The 18728-nt window shown below is 67.5% G+C and carries 14 protein-coding genes and 1 pseudogene; 8 read left to right on the forward strand and 7 right to left on the reverse strand.

The window, feature by feature from the left end:
• The first annotated feature begins 22 nt into the window (after positions 1–22).
• Positions 23–1408, forward strand: a complete 1386-nt coding sequence (locus H7J86_RS20050; protein WP_170847134.1) for a sigma 54-interacting transcriptional regulator — start codon at positions 23–25, stop codon at positions 1406–1408.
• Positions 1401–3371: a VWA domain-containing protein gene (locus H7J86_RS20055; RefSeq protein ID WP_187096833.1), complete on the forward strand. Its 1971-nt coding sequence runs from the start codon at positions 1401–1403 to the stop codon at positions 3369–3371. Before H7J86_RS20050 ends, H7J86_RS20055 begins: the two co-directional genes overlap by 8 nt.
• A 28-nt stretch (positions 3372–3399) precedes the next feature.
• On the opposite strand, the gene H7J86_RS20060 is transcribed toward H7J86_RS20055, so the two are convergent.
• The 7 genes from H7J86_RS20060 to H7J86_RS20090 form a co-directional block, all read right to left on the reverse strand.
• The gene (locus H7J86_RS20060) at positions 3400–3993 is read right to left on the reverse strand and encodes a DUF1707 SHOCT-like domain-containing protein (RefSeq protein ID WP_090354922.1); all 594 of its coding nucleotides are present in this window, start codon (positions 3991–3993) and stop codon (positions 3400–3402) included.
• Positions 3994–4087: 94 nt separating this feature from the next.
• On the reverse strand, positions 4088–4858 hold the full coding sequence (locus tag H7J86_RS20065) for an enoyl-CoA hydratase family protein (protein WP_267292831.1): 771 nt from the start codon (positions 4856–4858) through the stop codon (positions 4088–4090).
• A complete protein-coding gene (locus H7J86_RS20070; protein WP_267292833.1) occupies positions 4858–6015 on the reverse strand; it encodes an acyl-CoA dehydrogenase family protein in 1158 nt (385 codons plus the stop codon). The genes H7J86_RS20065 and H7J86_RS20070 overlap by 1 nt, the downstream gene beginning before the upstream one ends.
• A complete protein-coding gene (locus H7J86_RS20075; RefSeq protein WP_267292835.1) occupies positions 6012–7979 on the reverse strand; it encodes an ATP-binding protein in 1968 nt (655 codons plus the stop codon). The genes H7J86_RS20070 and H7J86_RS20075 overlap by 4 nt, the downstream gene beginning before the upstream one ends.
• Positions 7980–8013: 34 nt before the next feature.
• Positions 8014–9609, reverse strand: a complete 1596-nt coding sequence (locus H7J86_RS20080) for an acyl-CoA carboxylase subunit beta (protein ID WP_267292837.1) — start codon at positions 9607–9609, stop codon at positions 8014–8016.
• Complete coding sequence (locus tag H7J86_RS20085; RefSeq protein WP_267292839.1) at positions 9606–10757, reverse strand: acyl-CoA dehydrogenase family protein; 1152 nt, start codon at positions 10755–10757, stop codon at positions 9606–9608. Before H7J86_RS20085 ends, H7J86_RS20080 begins: the two co-directional genes overlap by 4 nt.
• Positions 10754–12466, reverse strand: coding sequence for an acyclic terpene utilization AtuA family protein (locus H7J86_RS20090; RefSeq protein ID WP_267292841.1), 1713 nt, complete (start codon positions 12464–12466; stop codon positions 10754–10756). The genes H7J86_RS20085 and H7J86_RS20090 overlap by 4 nt, the downstream gene beginning before the upstream one ends.
• A gap of 314 nt (positions 12467–12780) precedes the next feature.
• Here H7J86_RS20090 and rpmF point away from each other — a divergent pair, with 314 nt between their 5' ends.
• The 6 genes and pseudogenes from rpmF to mspA all read left to right on the forward strand — a co-directional run.
• On the forward strand, positions 12781–12954 hold the full coding sequence (rpmF, locus tag H7J86_RS20095) for a 50S ribosomal protein L32 (RefSeq protein WP_024453127.1): 174 nt from the start codon (positions 12781–12783) through the stop codon (positions 12952–12954).
• A gap of 68 nt (positions 12955–13022) precedes the next feature.
• Positions 13023–13709, forward strand: coding sequence for a response regulator transcription factor (locus tag H7J86_RS20100; protein ID WP_090354937.1), 687 nt, complete (start codon positions 13023–13025; stop codon positions 13707–13709).
• Positions 13710–13720: 11 nt separating this feature from the next.
• Positions 13721–15214 (forward strand): HAMP domain-containing sensor histidine kinase, encoded by a 1494-nt coding sequence (locus H7J86_RS20105; RefSeq protein ID WP_170847135.1) that lies wholly within the window; start codon positions 13721–13723, stop codon positions 15212–15214.
• A 173-nt stretch (positions 15215–15387) separates the two neighbouring features.
• On the forward strand, positions 15388–16740 hold the full coding sequence (locus H7J86_RS20110) for a S1C family serine protease (RefSeq protein WP_267292843.1): 1353 nt from the start codon (positions 15388–15390) through the stop codon (positions 16738–16740).
• Positions 16737–17303 carry a MogA/MoaB family molybdenum cofactor biosynthesis protein gene (locus H7J86_RS20115; RefSeq protein ID WP_090354942.1) on the forward strand — a complete coding sequence of 189 codons (567 nt, stop codon included), beginning with the start codon at positions 16737–16739 and terminating at the stop codon, positions 17301–17303. The genes H7J86_RS20110 and H7J86_RS20115 overlap by 4 nt, the downstream gene beginning before the upstream one ends.
• An 866-nt stretch (positions 17304–18169) precedes the next feature.
• Positions 18170–18728, forward strand: a pseudogene (gene mspA, locus H7J86_RS20125) (porin MspA); the annotation flags it as partial.

Consider the following 18728-nt stretch of genomic DNA (forward strand, 5'->3'; position numbering starts at 1 on the left):
CCGGCAGCAGTCGTAGCGTGGAGTGGTGACGTCACCTAACAATCTGCCCCGTACCGTCGGCGAGCTGCGCGCAACGGGTCACGAAGAGCGTGGAATCAAGCAGGAGATCCGGGAGAATCTGCTGACTCGCCTCGCTGACGGCGACGATATCTGGCCGGGTCTGTTCGGTTTCGAGGACACCGTGCTGCCGCAGGTCGAGCGGGCCCTGATCGCCGGGCACGATTTCGTGCTGCTCGGCGAACGCGGGCAGGGCAAGACCCGCCTCCTGCGTTCACTGGCCGGGCTGCTCGACGAGTGGACGCCCGTCATCACCGGCTCCGAACTCGGTGAGCATCCGTACAGCCCCATCACCCCGGAGTCGATCCGGCGGGCCGCCGAGGTCGGCGACGACCTCCCGATCTCCTGGCGTCACCGCAGCGAGCGCTACACCGAGAAGCTGGCCACCCCCGACACCAGCGTCGCCGACCTGGTCGGCGATATCGACCCCATCAAGGTGGCCGAGGGCCGCAGCCTCGGTGACCCGGAGACCATCGCCTACGGCCTCATCCCGCGCGCACACCGCGGCATCGTCGCCGTCAACGAACTGCCTGACCTCGCCGAGCGCATCCAGGTGTCGATGCTCAATGTGATGGAGGAGCGCGATATCCAGGTCCGCGGCTACACGCTGCGGTTGCCGCTGGACGTCCTCGTCGTGGCCAGCGCCAATCCCGAGGACTACACCAACCGCGGCCGCATCATCACCCCGCTCAAGGACCGGTTCGGCGCCGAGATCCGCACCCACTATCCGCTGGAGCTGGAAGCGGAGGTGGCCGTCATCAAGCAAGAGGCGCACCTGAGTGCTCCGGTGCCGGATTACCTGCTGCAGATCGTCGCGCGCTTCGCCCGCTCACTTCGCGAATCCACCGCCATCGACCAGCGTTCGGGCGTGTCAGCCCGATTTGCGATCGCCGCGGCTGAAACCGTCGCCGCCTCCGCACGGCACCGTGGCGCGATCCTCGGCGAGCAGGAGCCGGTGGCCCGCGTGGTCGACCTCGGCACGGTGATCGACGTGCTGCGCGGCAAACTGGAATTCGAATCCGGTGAAGAGGGCCGGGAGCAGGTGGTGCTGGAGCACCTGTTGCGTCGGGCGACGGCCGACACCGCGTCGCGCGCGCTCGGCGGTATCGACGTCGGCCCGTTGGTCTCCGCGATCGAGGGGGGCTCCCCGGTCACCACCGGTGAACGGGTCAGTGCCAAGGATGTGCTGGCGGCTCTGCCGGATCTCCCCGTACTGGATGCGATCACCGAACGGCTCGGGGCGAGCACCGACGGGGAACGCGCCGCCGCGGTGGAACTGGCCCTGGAAGCGCTGTACCTGGCGAAGCGGATAGACAAGACCTCAGGTGAGGGCGAAACCGTATATGGCTAAACACCTCTCGCGCTATTCGCGATACACCGGCGGCCCGGACCCGCTGGCGCCACCGGTCGACCTTCGGGAGGCACTCGAACAGATCGGCCAGGACGTCATGGAGGGCAGCTCGCCGCGGCGGGCCCTGTCCGAACTGCTGCGCCGAGGTACCGGCAATATGACGGGCGCGGACAAGCTTGCCGCCGAAGCCAACCGCAAGCGCCGGGAATTGTTGCAGCGCAACAATCTCGACGGCACCCTGCAGGACATCAAGAAGCTGCTCGACGAGGCGGTGCTGGCCGAACGCAAGGAACTGGCCCGTGCCCTCGACGACGACGCCCGCTTCGGCGAGATGCAGATGGAGGCCCTGTCACCGTCGCCGGCCAAGGCGGTGCGGGAACTCGCAGACTACGACTGGCGCTCACCGGAGGCGCGGCAGAAGTACGAGCAGATCCGGGATCTGCTCGGCCGCGAGATGCTCGACCAGCGTTTCGCCGGGATGAAGCAAGCGCTGGAGAACGCCACCGACGAGGACCGCCAGGCCGTCAACGAGATGCTCGACGACCTCAACAACCTGCTCGACAAACACGCCAAAGGACAAGATTCCGAGCAGGATTTTCAGGACTTCATGGCCAAGCACGGTCAGCACTTCCCCGAGAACCCGCGCAACGTGGAAGAGCTGATCGACTCGCTGGCCAAGCGCGCCGCGGCAGCCCAGCGCTTCCGCAACAGTCTGTCCGCGGAGCAGCGTGCAGAGCTGGATGCCCTGGCGCAGCAGGCTTTCGGATCGCCGTCGCTGATGAATGCGCTGGACCGGTTGGACTCGCACCTGCAGGCAGCCCGGCCCGGCGAGGATTGGACGGGCTCGCAGGAGTTCTCCGGCGGCGACCCGCTGGGCATGGGGGAGGGTGCCCAGGCGCTGGCCGATATCGCCGAGCTGGAGCAACTGGCCGAGCAGCTCTCGCAGAGCTACGCGGGCGCGACGATGGAAGATGTCGACCTGGACGCCCTGGCCCGTCAGCTCGGCGAGGACGCGGCGGTCAATGCCCGCACGCTCGCCGATCTGGAGCGCGCCTTGATGAATCAGGGCTTCCTGGACCGTGGGTCGGACGGAAAGTGGCGGCTCTCACCGAAGGCCATGCGCCAGCTGGGCCAGACCGCCCTTCGCGATGTGGCGCGCCAGCTGTCCGGGCGCAGTGGGGAACGCCAGACCCAGCGTGCCGGCGCGGCGGGGGAGTTGACCGGGGCGACGCGGCCGTGGGAGTTCGGCGATACCGAACCCTGGAATGTGACAAGGACGTTGACCAATGCCGTGCTGCGCACGGCCGGAACCACAGCCGAAGGTCCACTGCGCATCACGGTCGACGATGTCGAGGTGTCCGAAACCGAGACCCGCACGCAGGCCTGCGTGGCGCTGTTGGTGGACACCAGCTTCTCGATGGTGATGGAGAATCGGTGGTTACCGATGAAGCGCACCGCGCTGGCGCTGAATCATCTGGTGAGCACCCGGTTCCGGTCCGACGATCTGCAGATCATCGCGTTCGGTCGGTATGCCCGCACGGTGAGTGCGGCCGAACTCACCGGGCTGGAAGGTGTCTACGAGCAGGGCACCAACCTGCACCACGCGCTGGCGCTGGCGACCCGGCACCTGCGCCGCCATCCGAACGCGCAGCCGGTCATCATGATCGTCACCGACGGCGAACCCACCGCGCACTTGGAGGACTACGGGGACCCTGAAAATGGTACTTCGGTGTTCTTCGATTACCCGCCGCACCGGCGCACCATCGCGTTCACGGTCAAGGGTTTCGACGAGGTGGCCCGGCTCGGTGCGCAGGTGACCATCTTCCGGCTCGGCAACGATCCCGGACTGGCGAAGTTCATCGATCAGGTCGCGCGCCGGGTGCAGGGCCGGGTGGTCGTCCCCGATCTGGATGGACTCGGTGCCGCGGTGGTCGGCGACTACCTGACCTCACGGCGTCGGTGACGCCAATCCGGCCGGAGCGTCGGTGACGTCAGCCGTCGGACTCGGAGCTCGGGCTGCGCCGCTTCTTGCGTTTCACACCGACGGAACCCCACAGCGAGAAACCACGGACTCGCACCCGGGGACCGCCGGGTGTCCCGCTGCCCGCGATGCTGTGGTCGAAGCTGCCCATCACGCCGACGCCGCCGATATCGACATTGACCTCCGGTGGCACCAGGATGGTCTGCCCACCGAAGATCGAGTAACTGCGGATCTCCACGTCGGCGGTGGTGAAGTCGGCGTAGCGCAGGTCGACCACGCCGCCGCCGAACAGGGCGAAGGTGGTCAGCTTCTTGGGCACGTTCCAGCGACCGCGGCGTTCGTAGCCGCTCATGATGGCCAGCAACAGCGTCGACGGCGCCGGTCGACAGATACCCTTGCCGGTCGCGCCGCCCCCGGGGAGGTCGGCGCTGAGGCGGTCGAGTTCGGCACATGTCTGCGCGGCATAGGCCTTCGCCAGCCGGGTCTCGTACTCCTCCAGCGACAGGCGGCCCTGGGCGGCGGCATCCGTCAGCAACTGCGCAACCTGGATCCGGTCGGTGTCGGCAGCCCGCATCGATCCGCTCCGCGGCGCTGAAGTGCTCATCAGAGATGAGCCTACGGCCAATGGCGGTACATGCAATACCGTCAGCCAAATATTGTCCGGCGCAGGGATGTTTGCTGTATCGCCGTCGTCCGGTTCATTTCGGCCAGTTCGGGGTGCGCTTCTGCAGAAAGGCGAGCATGCCTTCGCGGGCCTCGTCGGAGACGAAGAGCCGTGCCGACTGCACCGCGAGGTCGTCGGCGTGCAGGTCGAAGTCGGCCAGGATGCCGGCCGTGGTCAGCGCTTTTGAGGCTGCCAGCCCCTGCGGCGAACCCTTGGCGATCTCGTCGGTGAGGGCTGCCACGGCGGCGCCGACATCGTCGGCGGCGATGCTGACGAGCCCGATGGCGGCGGCCTCGGTGGAACCGAACTTCTCACCCGTGACGAAGTAGCGGGCCGCCGCGCGGGCGGTCAACTTCGGCAACAGGGTCAACGAGATGATCGACGGCGCCACCCCGATCCGGGCTTCGGTCAGGGCGAACGTGCTGGCCGGCCCCGCCACCGCGATATCGCACGCACCGATCAGGCCCATACCGCCGGCGCGTACATGCCCGTCGACCGCCGCGACGACCGGGATCGGCAACTCCAGGATCGCGCGGAGCACCACCGTCATCTCGCGGGCCCGATCCACGGCGAGGTCACCCGGGTCCCGGCCGGTGGCCTCACTCAGGTCGGCGCCCGCACAGAACGTCTTACCGGTGTGCCCGAGCACCACGGCGCGGATCCCCGGCGCGTCCGCCGCGCGGTCGAGCCCGTCGCGCAACTGGCTCACCAGTGCGGTGGACAGCGCATTGTGGTTGTGCGGGGAGTCCAGCGTGAGCCTCGCGACGGCGTCGTCGACGTCGTAGTGGACGAGTGTGTCGGACATCAGTACGACCGCGGCAGGCCGAGCGAGGTCTGGGCGACGAAGTTCAGGATCATCTCCCGGCTGACCGGGGCGATGCGGGCCAGCCGCGAGGCGGTCAGTACCGAGGCGATGCCGTACTCCTTGGTCAACCCGTTGCCGCCGAGGGATTGCACGGCCTGGTCGACCGCCCGCACCGACGCCTCACCCGCGGCGTACTTGGCCATGTTCGCCGCCTCGGCGGCCCCGAAATCGTCACCGCTGTCATACAGCGAGGCGGCCTTCTGCATCATCAGCTTGGCGAGTTCGATTTCGATGTGGTTCTGCGCCAAGGGATGTGAGATGCCCTGATGCGCACCGATCGGCGTCTTCCAGACCTGGCGGGTCTTGACGTACTCGGTGGCCTTGTTGATGGCGAAGCGCCCCATGCCGATCGCGCTGGCCGCACCCATGATGCGTTCGGGGTTGAGCCCGGCGAACAGCTGGGCGATGGCCGCGTCCTCGGAGCCGACCAGCGCATCGGCGGGCAACCGGACGTCGTCGAGGAACACCTGGAACTGGAACTCAGGGCTGACGATCTCCATCTCGATCTTGGTCCAGTGCAGCCCGGGGGTGTCGATCGGCACCACGAACAGGGCCGGCTTGAGGTTGCCGGTCTTGTAGTCTTCGGTGCGTCCCACCACCAGCACGGCCTGCGCCTGGTCGACACCCGAGATGTAGACCTTCTGTCCCGACAGGATCCAGTCGCTGCCGTCGCGGCGCGCCGTGGTGGTGATGCGGTGGCTGTTGGACCCGGCGTCGGGTTCGGTGATCGCGAAGGCCATGGTGATGGAGCCGTCGGCGATGCCCGGGATCCAGCGTTTCTTCTGTTCCTCGGTGCCGAACTTGGAGATGATGGTGCCGTTGATGGCGGGGGAGACCACCATCATCAGCAGCGCCGACCCGGCCGCCGACATCTCCTCCATGACCAGGCTCAGCTCGTACATGCCCGCGCCGCCGCCGCCGTACTCCTCGGGGAGGTTCACCCCGATGAAGCCGAGTTTTCCTGCCTCACTCCACAATTCGGTGGTGTGCTGGCCCGCGCGGGCCTTCTCCAGGTAGTAGTCCTGGCCGTAGTTGGCGGCCATCGCCTTGACGGCGTCGCGCAGCGCCCGCTGTTCCTCGGTTTCGATGAAGCTCACGGTTGTTCTCCTTCGGGGGTGTCTACACGGGCGAGTACGGCGCCGACGTCGACCTGCTGGCCGGTCGCGACGTGGAGTTCGGCGAGCACGCCGGCATGCGGGCTGGCGATGGTGTGTTCCATCTTCATGGCCTCCAGCCAGATCAGGGGTTGGCCCGCCGTGACGGTGTCGCCGACGGCGGCGCCGACGCGCACCACCGACCCGGGCATGGGGGCCAGGAGGGAGCCGTGCGCGACCGCGGCGTCCGGGTCCGGGAAACGCGGCAGGACAGTCAGTCGCGCGGCGCCCAGCGGGGAGTCGACGAAGACCTCGTCTCCGTGGCGGGCCACGTCGAACGGCAGCTCCACCCCGTCGACGGCCAGCACCATCCGGTCCGGTGTCGCGGTGACGACGGACAGCCCGGCATGGTCGGGAAGCTCGGCCCCGGCCCGGGTGAACCGGTAGCGAACCAGGTGCTCGGTGCCACCGGCATCCCGGTACCCGCGGCTCTGGTGGCCCGACGCGATATTGCGCCAGCCGCTCGGCGCGGGCGCGAAAACCGTTGCCGTGGAGCGGTTGTATGCGGCGTCGGCCAGTGCGGCGGCCACCGTGGACGGGACGGTCGCCGCGGCGGGCGCAGTCGCCAACTCGGAAAGGCCGTGCGTATCGAAGAATGCGGTGTCGGTGTCGCCGTCGCGGAATGCTGGGTGCCGCAGCACATTGACCAGCAGATCGCGGTTGGTCCTGATGCCGTGCAGCTGGGTGCGGGCCAGGGCGTCGGCCAGGATGGCTGCGGCGCGGTCGCGGGTCGGTGCGTACGAGATGACCTTGGCCAGCATCGGGTCATAGAACACCGAGACCACCGAGCCGTCGACGATGCCGGAGTCCACCCGCACCCCGCTGCGCCCGCCCAGCGTGCTGAACTGCGTGCGGGCGGCCGGGACGCCGAACCGGTACACCGGGCCGGCCTGTGGCTGCCAGTTCTCGGCCGGATCCTCGGCGTAGAGCCGGGCCTCGATCGAATGGCCATGGGCGGCAGGTGGATCCGGGTCGAGGCGGCGCCCGTCTGCCACATCGATCTGGAGTTCGACCAGGTCCAGGCCGGTGGTCTCCTCGGTCACCGGATGCTCGACCTGCAGTCGGGTGTTCATCTCCAGGAAGAAGAAGTCGCCCCGGTGGTCGGCCATGAACTCCACGGTGCCGGCGCCGGTGTAACCGATCGCGCCGGCGGCCAGCCGGGCCGCTTCGTAGAGCTTGTCGCGCATCCCGGGCGTGCGTTCCACCAGCGGTGACGGCGCCTCCTCGATGACCTTCTGGTGGCGGCGCTGGATGGAGCATTCACGTTCCCCGACCGCCCACACGGTGCCGTGTGCATCGGCCATCACCTGCACCTCGATATGGTGCCCGCCGGCCAGGTAGCGCTCGCAGAACACCGTCGGGTCGCCGAACGCCGATTGCGCCTCCCGCTGGGCCGCGGCAACCTCGGCGGGTAACGCCGACAACTCGCGGACCACCCGCATGCCGCGGCCACCACCACCGGCGGAGGCCTTGATCAGCACCGGTAGCTGGTCGGCGGTGACGGTGTCCGGGTGCAGTTCGGTCAGCACCGGCACGCCGGCGGCGGACATCAGCTTCTTGGCCTCGATCTTGGAGCCCATGGCCTGCACCGCGGGCACCGGCGGGCCGATCCAGATCAGCCCGGCCTGCTCGACGGCGTCCGCGAAGTCGGGGTTCTCCGAGAGGAATCCGTAGCCGGGGTGGATCGCGTCGGCGCCGGATGCCTGTGCTGCGGCAATCAACTGGGCGCTGTCCAGGTAGCCGTTGCGGCCGTCCAGACGTACCCGGGTGTCGGCTTCGGCGACATGCGGTGAGCCGGCGTCGGGGTCGGTGTACACCGCGACGGTGCCGATACCGAGCCGACGGCAGGTGGTGAAGACACGGCGGGCGATTTCACCGCGGTTGGCAACCAGAACTTTGTTGATCACTGGTCTTTCCTCTTCGCGCAAGCGCTCATCTGCGTCACATCCTGAAGACGCCGAAGTTCGACGTCCCCTCGATCGGGCCACTGGCGATGGCGGACAGGCACATTCCCAACACGGTCCGGGTGTCGCGGGGATCGATCACGCCGTCGTCGTAGAGCCGGCCGGACAGGAAGGCCGGCAGTGATTCGGCCTCGATCTGTGCCTCCACCGCGGCCCGCAGGGCCGTATCGGCGTCCTCGTCGACCGTCTGTCCGCGGGCCTCGGCGGCGGCCCGGCTGACGATGGAGAGCACACCGGCCAGCTGGGTGCCGCCCATCACCGCGGATTTCGCGCTGGGCCAGGCGAACAGGAACCGCGGATCATAGGCCCGCCCGCACATGCCGTAATGCCCGGCGCCGTAGGACGCGCCGATCAGCAACGAGATATGCGGCACGGTCGAGTTGGAGACCGCGTTGATCATCATCGAACCGTGTTTGATCATGCCGCCCTCTTCGTACTGCTTGCCCACCATGTAACCGGTGGTGTTGTGCAGGAACAACAACGGGGTGTCGGCGCGGTTGGCGAGCTGGATGAACTGGGTGGCCTTCTGGGATTCCTCGCTGAACAGCACGCCCCGCGCATTGGCCAGGATGCCGACCGGGTAGCCGTACAGCCGTGCCCACCCCGTCACCAGCGAGGAACCGTACAGCGGTTTGAACTCGTCGAAATCGGAGTCGTCCACGATCCGGGCGATCACATCGCGCGGATCGAACGGGATGCGCAGGTCGGCGCCGACCAGGCCGATCAGTTCCTCCGCGTCGAAGCGTGGTTCGACCACCGGGGCGGGTGCGGGGCCTTGTTTGCGCCAGTTCAGGCGCGCCACGATGCGCCGCCCGATCCGGATGGCGTCGAGTTCGTCGATGGCCAGGTAATCACCCAGACCGGAAGTGCGGGCGTGCATCTCGGCGCCGCCGAGGGATTCGTCGTCGGACTCCTCGCCGGTGGCCATCTTCACCAGCGGCGGACCGGCCAGGAACACCTTGGAGCGCTCCTTGATCATCACGACATGGTCGGACATGCCCGGGATGTAGGCGCCGCCGGCGGTGGAGTTGCCGAAGACCAGTGCGATGGTGGGAATGCCGGCGGCGGACAACCTGGTCAAATCCCGGAAACCCCGGCCGCCGGGGATGAAGATCTCCTTCTGGGTGGGCAGGTCGGCCCCGCCGGATTCGACCAGGGAGATCAGGGGGAGCCGGTTCTCCAGCGCGATCTGGTTGGCCCGCAGCATCTTCTTCAACGTCCACGGATTGGTGGTGCCGCCCTTGACCGTCGGGTCGTTGGCGACGATCAGGCATTCGACGCCTTCCACCGCGCCGATCCCGGTCACCACGCTGGCGCCGACGGCGAAATCGCTGCCCCACGCCGCGAGCGGGCTCAGTTCCAGGAACGGCGAATCCGGATCCACCAACAGTTCGACCCGTTCGCGTGCGGTCAGCTTGCCCCGGGCATGATGGCGGTCGACGTATTTCTCCCCGCCGCCGGCGAGCGCCTTGGCGTGCTCGGTTTCGAGCTCGGCGAGCTTGGCCGTCATCGCCTCGGCCGCCTCGGCGTACGCGGGCGAGCGAGGATCCAGGGTGGATTTCAGTGCGGTCATGCCTGATACCCCAACGTCTTTGCGGCCAGTGAGGTGAGGATCTCCGTGGTACCCCCACCGATGCCGAGGATCCGCATATCGCGGTATTGTCGTTCCACCTCGGACTCGGCCATATAGCCCATGCCGCCGAACAATTGGACGGCCTGGTTGGCCACCCACTCGCCGGCCTCCACGGCGGTGTTCTTGGCGAAGCACACCTCGGTGATCAAGTTGTCATCCCCGTTCAGTTGCCGCTCCACCAGCCGCCGCGTGTACACCCGAGCCACATCGATCCGGCGCGCCATCTCGGCGAGCGTGTTCTGCACGGCCTGGCGCGTGATGAGTGGCCTACCGAACGTCTCCCGGTTGCGGCACCAGTCGACGGTGAGGTCGAGGCAACGCTGAGCGCTCGAATAGGCCTGGGCGGCAAGACCGACCCGTTCGGATACGAATGCGCCCGCGATCTGCAGGAAGCCGGTGTTCTCCACGCCGACCAGATTGGTGACGGGGACCCGCACATCGGTGTAGGACAGCTCGGCGGTATCGCTGGAGCGCCAGCCCATCTTGTCCAGCTTGCGGCTGACCTCGAATCCCGGTGTGCCCTTGTCGACCACGATCAGGGACACCCCGGCCGCGCCCGGGCCGCCGGTGCGCACGGCGGTCACCACGTAGTCGGCCCGCACGCCCGAGGTGATGTAGGTCTTGGCGCCGTTGACGACGTAATGGTCGCCGTCGCGGACAGCTTTGGTGGTGAGGTGCCCGACGTCGGAGCCACCACCGGGCTCGGTGATGGCCAGTGAGCCGATCAGGTTGCCCTGCAAGGTGGGTCGCACGTAAGTGTCGATCAGCCGCTGGTCGCCCGAGGCGATCATGTGCGGCACCGCGATCCCGCAGGTGAACAGGGAGGCGAACACGCCGCCGGGGGCGCCGGCCTGGTGCATCTCCTCGCAGATGACGACGGCGTCGGCGCCGTCGCCACCCCCACCGCCCACCGATTCGGGCATCCCGGCGCCGAGCAGTCCCGCGGCGCCGGCCTTGAGGTGCAGATCGCGCGGCAGCTCACCGTCGCGTTCCCACGCCGTGGCGTTGGGCAGGATCTCGCGTTCGGCGAAGGTGCGCACCGTCTTTCGGAGCTCGTCGCGTTCTGGGGTGTGCCAGATGTCGGTCACAGCAGCCTTTCCGGGATGTCGAGACAGCGGGATCGCAACCATTCGCCGAGGCCCTTGGCCTGCGGGTCGAACCGGGCTTGATAAGCGACACCCTTGCCCAGGATGCCGTCGATGACGAAGTTGAGCGCGCGCAGATTGGGCAGCACGTACCGAGTGACCTCCAGTTCGGCAGTCTCCGGCAGCAATTCGCGCAGCCGGTCCACCGTCAGCGTGTGCACCAGCCATTGCCACTGCGGGTCGGTGCGCACCCACACACCGACGTTCGCCGATCCGCCCTTGTCGCCGCTGCGGGCACCCGCGACGCGGCCCAGGGGAGCCCGGACCGTCGGCCCGTCGGCAGGTGGTGGCGGCAGGGGAGGTTCGTCGGCGGGGGCAAGCGCCAGCGTCTCGGTGGCGGCGGGGATCTCGACCCGGTTGCCGTCGGCGTGCACCGCGATATGCGGCACCAACCCGGCGTCGACATAGCCAGGGGTGAACACGCCGTACACCTGACCTTCCCCGGGTGGCGCGGTCGAGGTGAAGCCGGGATAGCTGGCCAGCGCGAGTTCAACTGCGGCCGAAGAGAACTGGCGCCCCACCTTGGCGGGATCAGGGTCGCGGACCACGCAGTGCAGCAAGGCGCTGGCGGCTTCTTCGGTGTCGGCATCGGGATGGTCGGTACGGGCCAGGGTCCATTCCAGCTCGGCCGGTCGCGTCGTGAGGCTGCTCTCCAGCTGGCGCTGCAGCAATTCGGCCTTGGCCTCGATGTCCAGGCCGGTGAGCACGAACGACGTCGCGTTGCGGAACCCGCCGATGCTGTTGAGCGACACCTTCAGCGTCGGTGGCGGCGCCTCGCCGCGCACGCCGTCCACCCGCACCCGGTCCGGCCCGTCGGGGGACAGCGATATCGAATCCATCCGCAGCGTCACGTCCGGGTTCGCATACCGCGCGCCGGTGATCTCGTAGAGTAGTTGCGCGGTGACGGTATCCGGGCTGACCAGACCGCCGGTCCCGGCGTGTTTGGTGATGACCGAGGATCCGTCGCCGGCGATCTCGGCCAGCGGGAAGCCGGGCCGGAACACCCCGGCAGTCGCGGGGATCTCCGTGAAGAAGGAGAAGTTGCCGCCGGTGGCCTGCGTGCCGCATTCGATGATGTGCCCCGCGGCGACGGCACCGGCCAGCGCGTCGTAATCGGTCCGGCTCCAGCCGTGATGTGCTGCGGCCGGCCCGACGATCACCGAGGCATCGGTGACGCGGCCGGTCACCACGATGTCGGCGCCGGCGTTCAGGCAGTCGACGATGCCCCACGCGCCGAGGTAGGCGTTGGCGGCGAGCACGTTCCCGAACCCCAGTTCCTCGCCGCGCCCGACGAGGTCGTCCCCTTCTACATGGGCGACGTTGACGGTCAGGCCCAGGCGGTCGGCGAGTTCGCGCACCGCGGCGGCCAGAGCCGCGGGGTTCAGGCCACCCGCGTTGGCCACGATCTTCACGCCCCGGTCGAGCGCGATGCCCAGGCACTCTTCGAGCTGACGCAGGAAGGTCTTCGCGTAGCCCAGCCCGGGGTTCTTCGCGCGGTCGCGCGCCAGGATGAGCATGGTGAGTTCGGCGAGATAGTCGCCGGTCAGAAAGTCCAGCTCACCACCGCTGAGCATCTCCCGCATCGCCGCGAGGCGATCGCCGTAGAAGCCCGAACAGTTGCCGATCCGGACCGCACCAGCTGCAGGCGTCACGCATTCTCCCTCGAACTGGACGCGATCTGACCGCGACCAACCAACCGGTAGGTTATCGGGTACCGCCGGTCTCGAGTCAAGGGGTCGGGTGGGCCCGAGCCTGAGCGAGGCATCGATCCGCAAGCCGGCGTCGCCCTGGGTTCAGTCTCGGTGACGAGGTGTCGGGTGGTGGGCCGATTGGATGAGGAAACGGCGTCGGGTTACCGCCGACCGTTCAGCGGTTTGGAGGCAACCGGCAGCCCGGGCTATCCTGGATGCCAATTGCCGCCGCTGTGCTCTGCGCGTCGGTGCCCCCTCAGGAGGAGATCTCGATCATGGCTGTGCCCAAGCGCCGGATGTCGCGCTCGAACACCCGTAGCCGCCGCGCGCAGTGGAAGACCGAGGCCACCGGCCTGGTCAACGTCAACGTGGCCGGTCAGCAGCACAAGGTGCCGCGTCGCCTGCTCAAGGCTGCCCGTCTCGGCCTCGTTGACCTCGACCGCAAGTAAGCGTCCGACCGACACCTCTCCGGCGCGCCTCTCAGGTCGCTCTCAGACGCGCGGGTGACACTGTGGCAGTGCGCATTCTTGTCGTTGACGATGATCGCGCGGTGCGCGAATCACTGCGCCGGTCGCTCTCTTTCAACGGGTACTCGGTCGAGTTGGCCCAGGATGGTGTCGAGGCACTGGATCTGATTTCCAGTGACCGTCCGGACGCCTTGGTCCTGGATGTCATGATGCCGAGGCTCGATGGTCTGGAGGTCTGCCGGCATCTTCGGAGCACCGGTGACGATCTGCCGATCCTGGTGTTGACCGCCCGTGATTCGGTATCCGAACGGGTGGCCGGCCTCGATGCGGGCGCCGACGACTACCTGCCCAAGCCGTTCGCGCTCGAGGAACTGCTGGCCCGGATGCGGGCGCTGCTCCGGCGCCGGGTGCCCGACGACAGCAGCGAATCCCGCGCACTGACCTTCTCGGATCTGAGCCTGGATCCCGTCACGCGCGAGGTCACCCGCGGTGAGAGGTCCATCAGCCTCACCCGCACCGAGTTCTCCCTGCTGGAGATGCTGATCGCCAATCCGCGCCGGGTGCTCACCCGCAGCCGCATTCTCGAAGAGGTGTGGGGATTCGATTTCCCGACATCGGGCAATGCCCTCGAGGTGTATGTCGGATACCTACGGCGCAAGACCGAGGCCGAAGGAGAACCGCGGCTGATCCACACCGTGCGCGGGGTGGGTTATGTGCTGCGTGAAACGCCGCCCTGATGCCCGGTCGGATGAACGCCGTGAAACCGCCTCATCGTCGTTACAGCACGGTTCGCAATGTCAGTTCGGTCTCGCTGCGCTGGCGGGTGATGCTGCTGGCGATGTCGATGGTGGCCATGGTCGTGGTCCTGATGGCCGTCGCCGTGTATGTGGTGGTGTCGCGTTCGGTGTTCGCCGATATCGACAATCAGCTGCACAGCCGGGCCCAGCTGCTCATCGAGAGCGGGTCGCTGGCCGCGGATCCGGGTAAGGCCATCGAGGGCACCGCCTATTCGGATGTGAACGCCATGCTGGTCAGCCCCGGCCGCTATATCTACACGGCGAATCAGCAGGGCCAGACGCTGCCGCTGGGCGCGCCCGAGAAGGCGGTGGTCCAAGGCGAACTGCTCATGTCGCTGCGCACCGTCAACAATCAGCGGGTGCTGGCTGTGCATCTCGCAGACGGTAATTCGCTGCTGATCTCCAAGAGTCTTGCGCCGACGCTGGCACTGCTCAAACGGTTGGGCACGGTGCTGGCCATCGTGGGCGGCGCGGGGATGGCGGTCGCCGCCATCGCCGGTGGGATGGTGGCCCGCGCCGGCCTGCGTCCGGTGGGCCGGCTGACCCAGGCCGCCGAACGGGTGGCCCGCACCGACGACCTGCGGCCGATCCCGGTGGTGGGCACCGACGAACTCGCCCGGCTCACCGAGGCTTTCAACATGATGCTGCGCGCACTGGCCGAATCCAGGGAACGCCAGGCCAGGCTCGTCACCGATGCCGGACACGAACTGCGCACGCCGCTGACCTCGCTGCGTACCAACGTCGAGCTGCTGATCGCCTCGATGGCGCCGGGTGCGCCGCGGCTACCCGACGACGAGATGGCCGGGCTGCAAGCCGACGTGGTCGCTCAGATCGGCGAATTGTCCACCCTGGTGGGCGATTTGGTGGACCTCAGCCGGGACGATGCCGGTGTCGTCATCCATGAGGCGGTGGACATCTCCGAGGTGGTGGAACGGTCGCTGGAGCGGGTGCGCCGTCGCCGCGGCGATATCGAGTTCGACGCCGACGTGATCTCGTGGCAGGTCTACGGCGATGCCGCGGGGCTGTCCAGGGCCGTGCTCAATTTGCTGGACAACGCGGCGAAATGGAGCCCGCCCGGCAGTCGGGTGTCGGTACGACTCCAGCAGCGCGACGCCGTGCACGCGGAACTGGTGGTGGCCGATCGCGGGCCGGGCATCCCGCCCGAGGAGCGTGACCTGGTCTTCGAACGGTTCTACCGGTCGACGTCGGCCCGGGCCATGCCCGGATCCGGTCTCGGCCTGGCGATCGTCAAACAGGTGGTGCTCAAACACGGTGGGACTCTTCGGGTCGAGGACACCGTGCCGGGTGGCGACCCGCCGGGCACCTCGATCCGGGTACTGCTGCCGGGTCGGCGGGCGATCCCCGAAAGCACTGCCGACATGCCCGCCGCGACACGCACCGTCAATTCAGTGGACGGTGCGGTGGCCGGCGCGGAGAATAATTGACGCTCGGCCTGAGGGTACTGCGGCGCATCGGGGTGTGATCTGGGACGCGAGGGGGATCTCTTCGTGTTGTCCTGGACGTTCTCTAAGTGGATTCTCAGCCCAAGTGGGCACTGTGTACGTGACGGATGCGTTGACCAGGTAACAGGATCTCGACAGAAAGAGCGCGGAGCCACATGACGAACCACCCCAGGTACACGCCCCCGCAGCGCCCCGGCGGGTATGAACCGGGGTCCGGGTACTCCCCGCCGCACGGCGTTCCGCAGACCGGCCCGCAGAGCGGCTACCAGCAGTCCTACGACTGGCGATACGCGCAGCAACCCCGTCAACAGCACCCGCCGCAGCCCCAGTACGACCCGTATCGACCAGCCGGAGGGCCCGGTCCGGTGCCCGGACATCGTCCGGAAAAGCGTTCGCGCACAGGGGCTTTGGTCGCGGGAGCGATCGCCGTCGCGGTCGTGTCGGCCGGCGTCGGCGGCGGGGTGGCCGTCTTGGCCCAGCCAGACCGGACCACGGCCACCACCTCTTTCGGTGGCGCGACCCCAGGTGTCCCGGCCGCCAACCTGCCGGTGGGCTCCGTCGAGCAGGTCGCCGCCAAGGTGGTGCCCAGCGTCGTCAAGCTGGAGACCGATATGGGCCGGGCGTCCGAGGAGGGCTCGGGCATCATCTTGAGCACCGACGGGCTGATCCTCACCAACAACCACGTGGTGGCCGGCGCGGGTCCCGGAGGCCCGTCCGCACCCGGGGCGCCCTCCGCCGGTGGTGCCGCACAGACCAAGGTGACCTTCGCCGACGGCCGGACCGCGACGTACAGCGTCGTCGGGACCGATCCGAGCAGCGATATCGCGGTGGTGCGCGCGCAGGGCGTGTCCGGTCTGACCCCGATCACGGTGGGCTCCTCGGAGAACCTGCGGGTGGGCCAGGACGTGGTGGCGGTCGGCTCGCCACTCGGACTTGAGGGCACCGTCACCACCGGCATCGTCAGTGCACTGAACCGGCCGGTGGCCGCCGGTGGCGATGCCAAGAACCAGAACACCGTGCTCGACGCCATCCAGACCGATGCCGCGATCAATCCCGGTAACTCCGGCGGCGCGCTGGTCAACATGAACGGTGAGCTGGTGGGCGTGAACTCGGCCATCGCCACCCTCGGTGGCGATTCAGGCCAGTCCCAGAGCGGTTCGATCGGGCTCGGCTTCGCGATCCCGGTGGACCAGGCGAAGCGGATCGCCGACGAGCTGGTCCAGAACGGGACCGCCACACACGCCTCGCTGGGCGTGCAGGTCGGTAACGACGCGGGTGTCGACGGTGCCAAGATCGTCGAGGTGACCGCGGGTGGCGCGGCCGCGTCGGCGGGCCTGCCCAGCGGTGTGGTGGTCACCAAGGTCGACGACCGGGTGATCGGCAGCGCTGACGCGTTGGTGGCCGCGGTGCGATCCAAAGCGCCCGGCACCAAGATCACCCTGACCTACCTGGATCAGTCCGGGAAGCCGGCCACGGTGGACGTCACCCTGGGCAAGGCCGCGCAATGACCCGCACACGTGGCGACGCGCGGCTGTCGGCTGCTCCGTTGTCCGTGGCCGGATATACGGTGGCACTCATGGAACAACCTGGGTCGGTGGTAGGGCGTGCACTCGTCGTCGTGGTCGACGACCGGACTGCACATGGGGAAGAAGATCACAGCGGGCCGTTGGTGACCGAGCTGCTCGGGGAGGCCGGATTCCTGGTCGACGGAGTCGTGGTGGTGTCCGCCGATGAGGTGGAGATCCGCAACGCGCTCAACACCGCGGTGATCGGCGGGGTGGATCTGGTCATCTCCGTCGGCGGCACGGGCGTGAGTCCGCGCGATGTCACCCCGGAGGCCACCGTCGACATCCTGGACCGCGAGCTGCTCGGTATCTCCGAGGCGCTGCGGGCGTCGGGACTGTCCGCCGGCATCATCGACGCCGGTGTCTCGCGGGGTCTGGCCGGTATCTCGGGCAGCACCCTCGTGGTCAACATCGCGGGTTCGCGGGCGGCAGTGCGCGACGGAATGGCCACTCTGGGCCCCCTGGCGGGCCAGATCATCGGCCAGCTCTCGAGCCTGGACATTTAGCAGCGTTTGTCAGATCAGAAATATGCTCGTTCGCGCACGTGAAGGAAGAAATCGCAGGCCCGTTGCGTTACACGCGTGTGAACTGCACCGGGCCTGCGATTGTGATCTTAGTCACACCTGGAGAGTGATGTGAGCGGTCCCCCGAAGCCTTCGCGAGATGTAGTTAACGCCATCTTCGGCGACGAGCTGCCGAGCACGACCAGCGATGAGCGCGGTGACAATTTGCCGGCGGAGGCATCTGATCGCGATCGGTGGCTGCGGGACAACGTGCCGCCGCACCACGGCTGAGCTGTGTTTTCGTTCTGATCGGCTGGAATCTCTTTGATTTCGGCGCAAATCTCTGTGCGCCTTGACGCGTGAGGCAAATGTGTACCCGCTGTGGTGCGCTGCCGCTGGTGCGCCCGATCGTTGCTGCATCTGCATGACCCAGCAAACTCCCGTCGCGGTGTAGGGGGGTGCCGGATGTCGCCATGTACGCGTTGCCGGGTGGATGCCTCCCCGTTATGTTCCTCGTGTCAACGATGAGCAAAGAGTAAGAGCAACATGTGGGCTTTCTAATTTGGTTCACATGGAGGTCTTGCAAGGTGTGAGGTTGCGTGAGGGCCGGGCCACACATCGACAGATACGGTGTTCCACGCCAGAACACCGTCGGCACAGCTAGGGAGAACATGAAGGCATTCAGTCGGGTGCTGCTTGCGATGGTCACTGTCGTGGCTGGAGCGTTTGCATCGCTCTTTATCAGCACGGGCACTTCTCACGCAGGTCTGGACAACGAGTTGAGTCTCGTTGACGGCAAGGACCGGACCCTCACCATCCAGCAGTGGGACACGTTCCTCAATGGTGTGTTCCCGTTGGACCGCAACCGNACGGGCACTTCTCACGCAGGTCTGGACAACGAGTTGAGTCTCGTTGACGGCAAGGACCGGACCCTCACCATCCAGCAGTGGGACACGTTCCTCAATGGTGTGTTCCCGTTGGACCGCAACCGGCTGACCCGTGAGTGGTTCCACTCGGGTAAGGCCAAGTACATCGTCTCGGGCCCGGGCGCGGATGAGTTCGAGGGCACGTTGGAGCTGGGTTACCAGATCGGCTTCCCGTGGTCGCTCGGTGTGGGTATCAACTTCAGCTACACCACGCCGAACATCCTGCTCGACGATGCGACGCCGTCGAACCCGCTGCAGGTGATCACGCCGAACCTGTTCCCGGGTGCGTCGATCAGCGCGGATCTGGGTAACGGCCCGGGTATCCAGGAAGTGGCGACCTTCTCCACCGATGTTTCGGGCGCCAATGGTGCGGTGGCGGTGTCGAATGCGCATGGCACGGTGACCGGTGCTGCCGGTGGTGTGCTGCTGCGTCCGTTCGCTCGGCTGATCGCCAAGGAGGGTGACTCGGTCACCACCTACGGCGAGCCCTGGAACATGAACT

Origin of the sequence: Mycobacterium hackensackense (assembly GCF_025822555.1) — a bacterium.
In the GTDB taxonomy this organism is placed as follows: Bacteria; Actinomycetota; Actinomycetes; order Mycobacteriales; family Mycobacteriaceae; genus Mycobacterium; species Mycobacterium fluoranthenivorans.

Coding starts and splice junctions, on each gene's coding strand:
- H7J86_RS20055 (WP_187096833.1), top strand. CDS start 1,401: ATGGCTAAACACCTCTCGCGCTATTCGCGATACACCGGCGGCCCGGAC.
- H7J86_RS20060 (WP_090354922.1), bottom strand. CDS start 3,993: ATGAGCACTTCAGCGCCGCGGAGCGGATCGATGCGGGCTGCCGACACC.
- H7J86_RS20065 (WP_267292831.1), bottom strand. CDS start 4,858: ATGTCCGACACACTCGTCCACTACGACGTCGACGACGCCGTCGCGAGG.
- H7J86_RS20080 (WP_267292837.1), bottom strand. CDS start 9,609: ATGACCGCACTGAAATCCACCCTGGATCCTCGCTCGCCCGCGTACGCC.
- rpmF (WP_024453127.1), top strand. CDS start 12,781: ATGGCTGTGCCCAAGCGCCGGATGTCGCGCTCGAACACCCGTAGCCGC.
- H7J86_RS20105 (WP_170847135.1), top strand. CDS start 13,721: ATGAACGCCGTGAAACCGCCTCATCGTCGTTACAGCACGGTTCGCAAT.
- H7J86_RS20110 (WP_267292843.1), top strand. CDS start 15,388: ATGACGAACCACCCCAGGTACACGCCCCCGCAGCGCCCCGGCGGGTAT.
- H7J86_RS20115 (WP_090354942.1), top strand. CDS start 16,737: ATGACCCGCACACGTGGCGACGCGCGGCTGTCGGCTGCTCCGTTGTCC.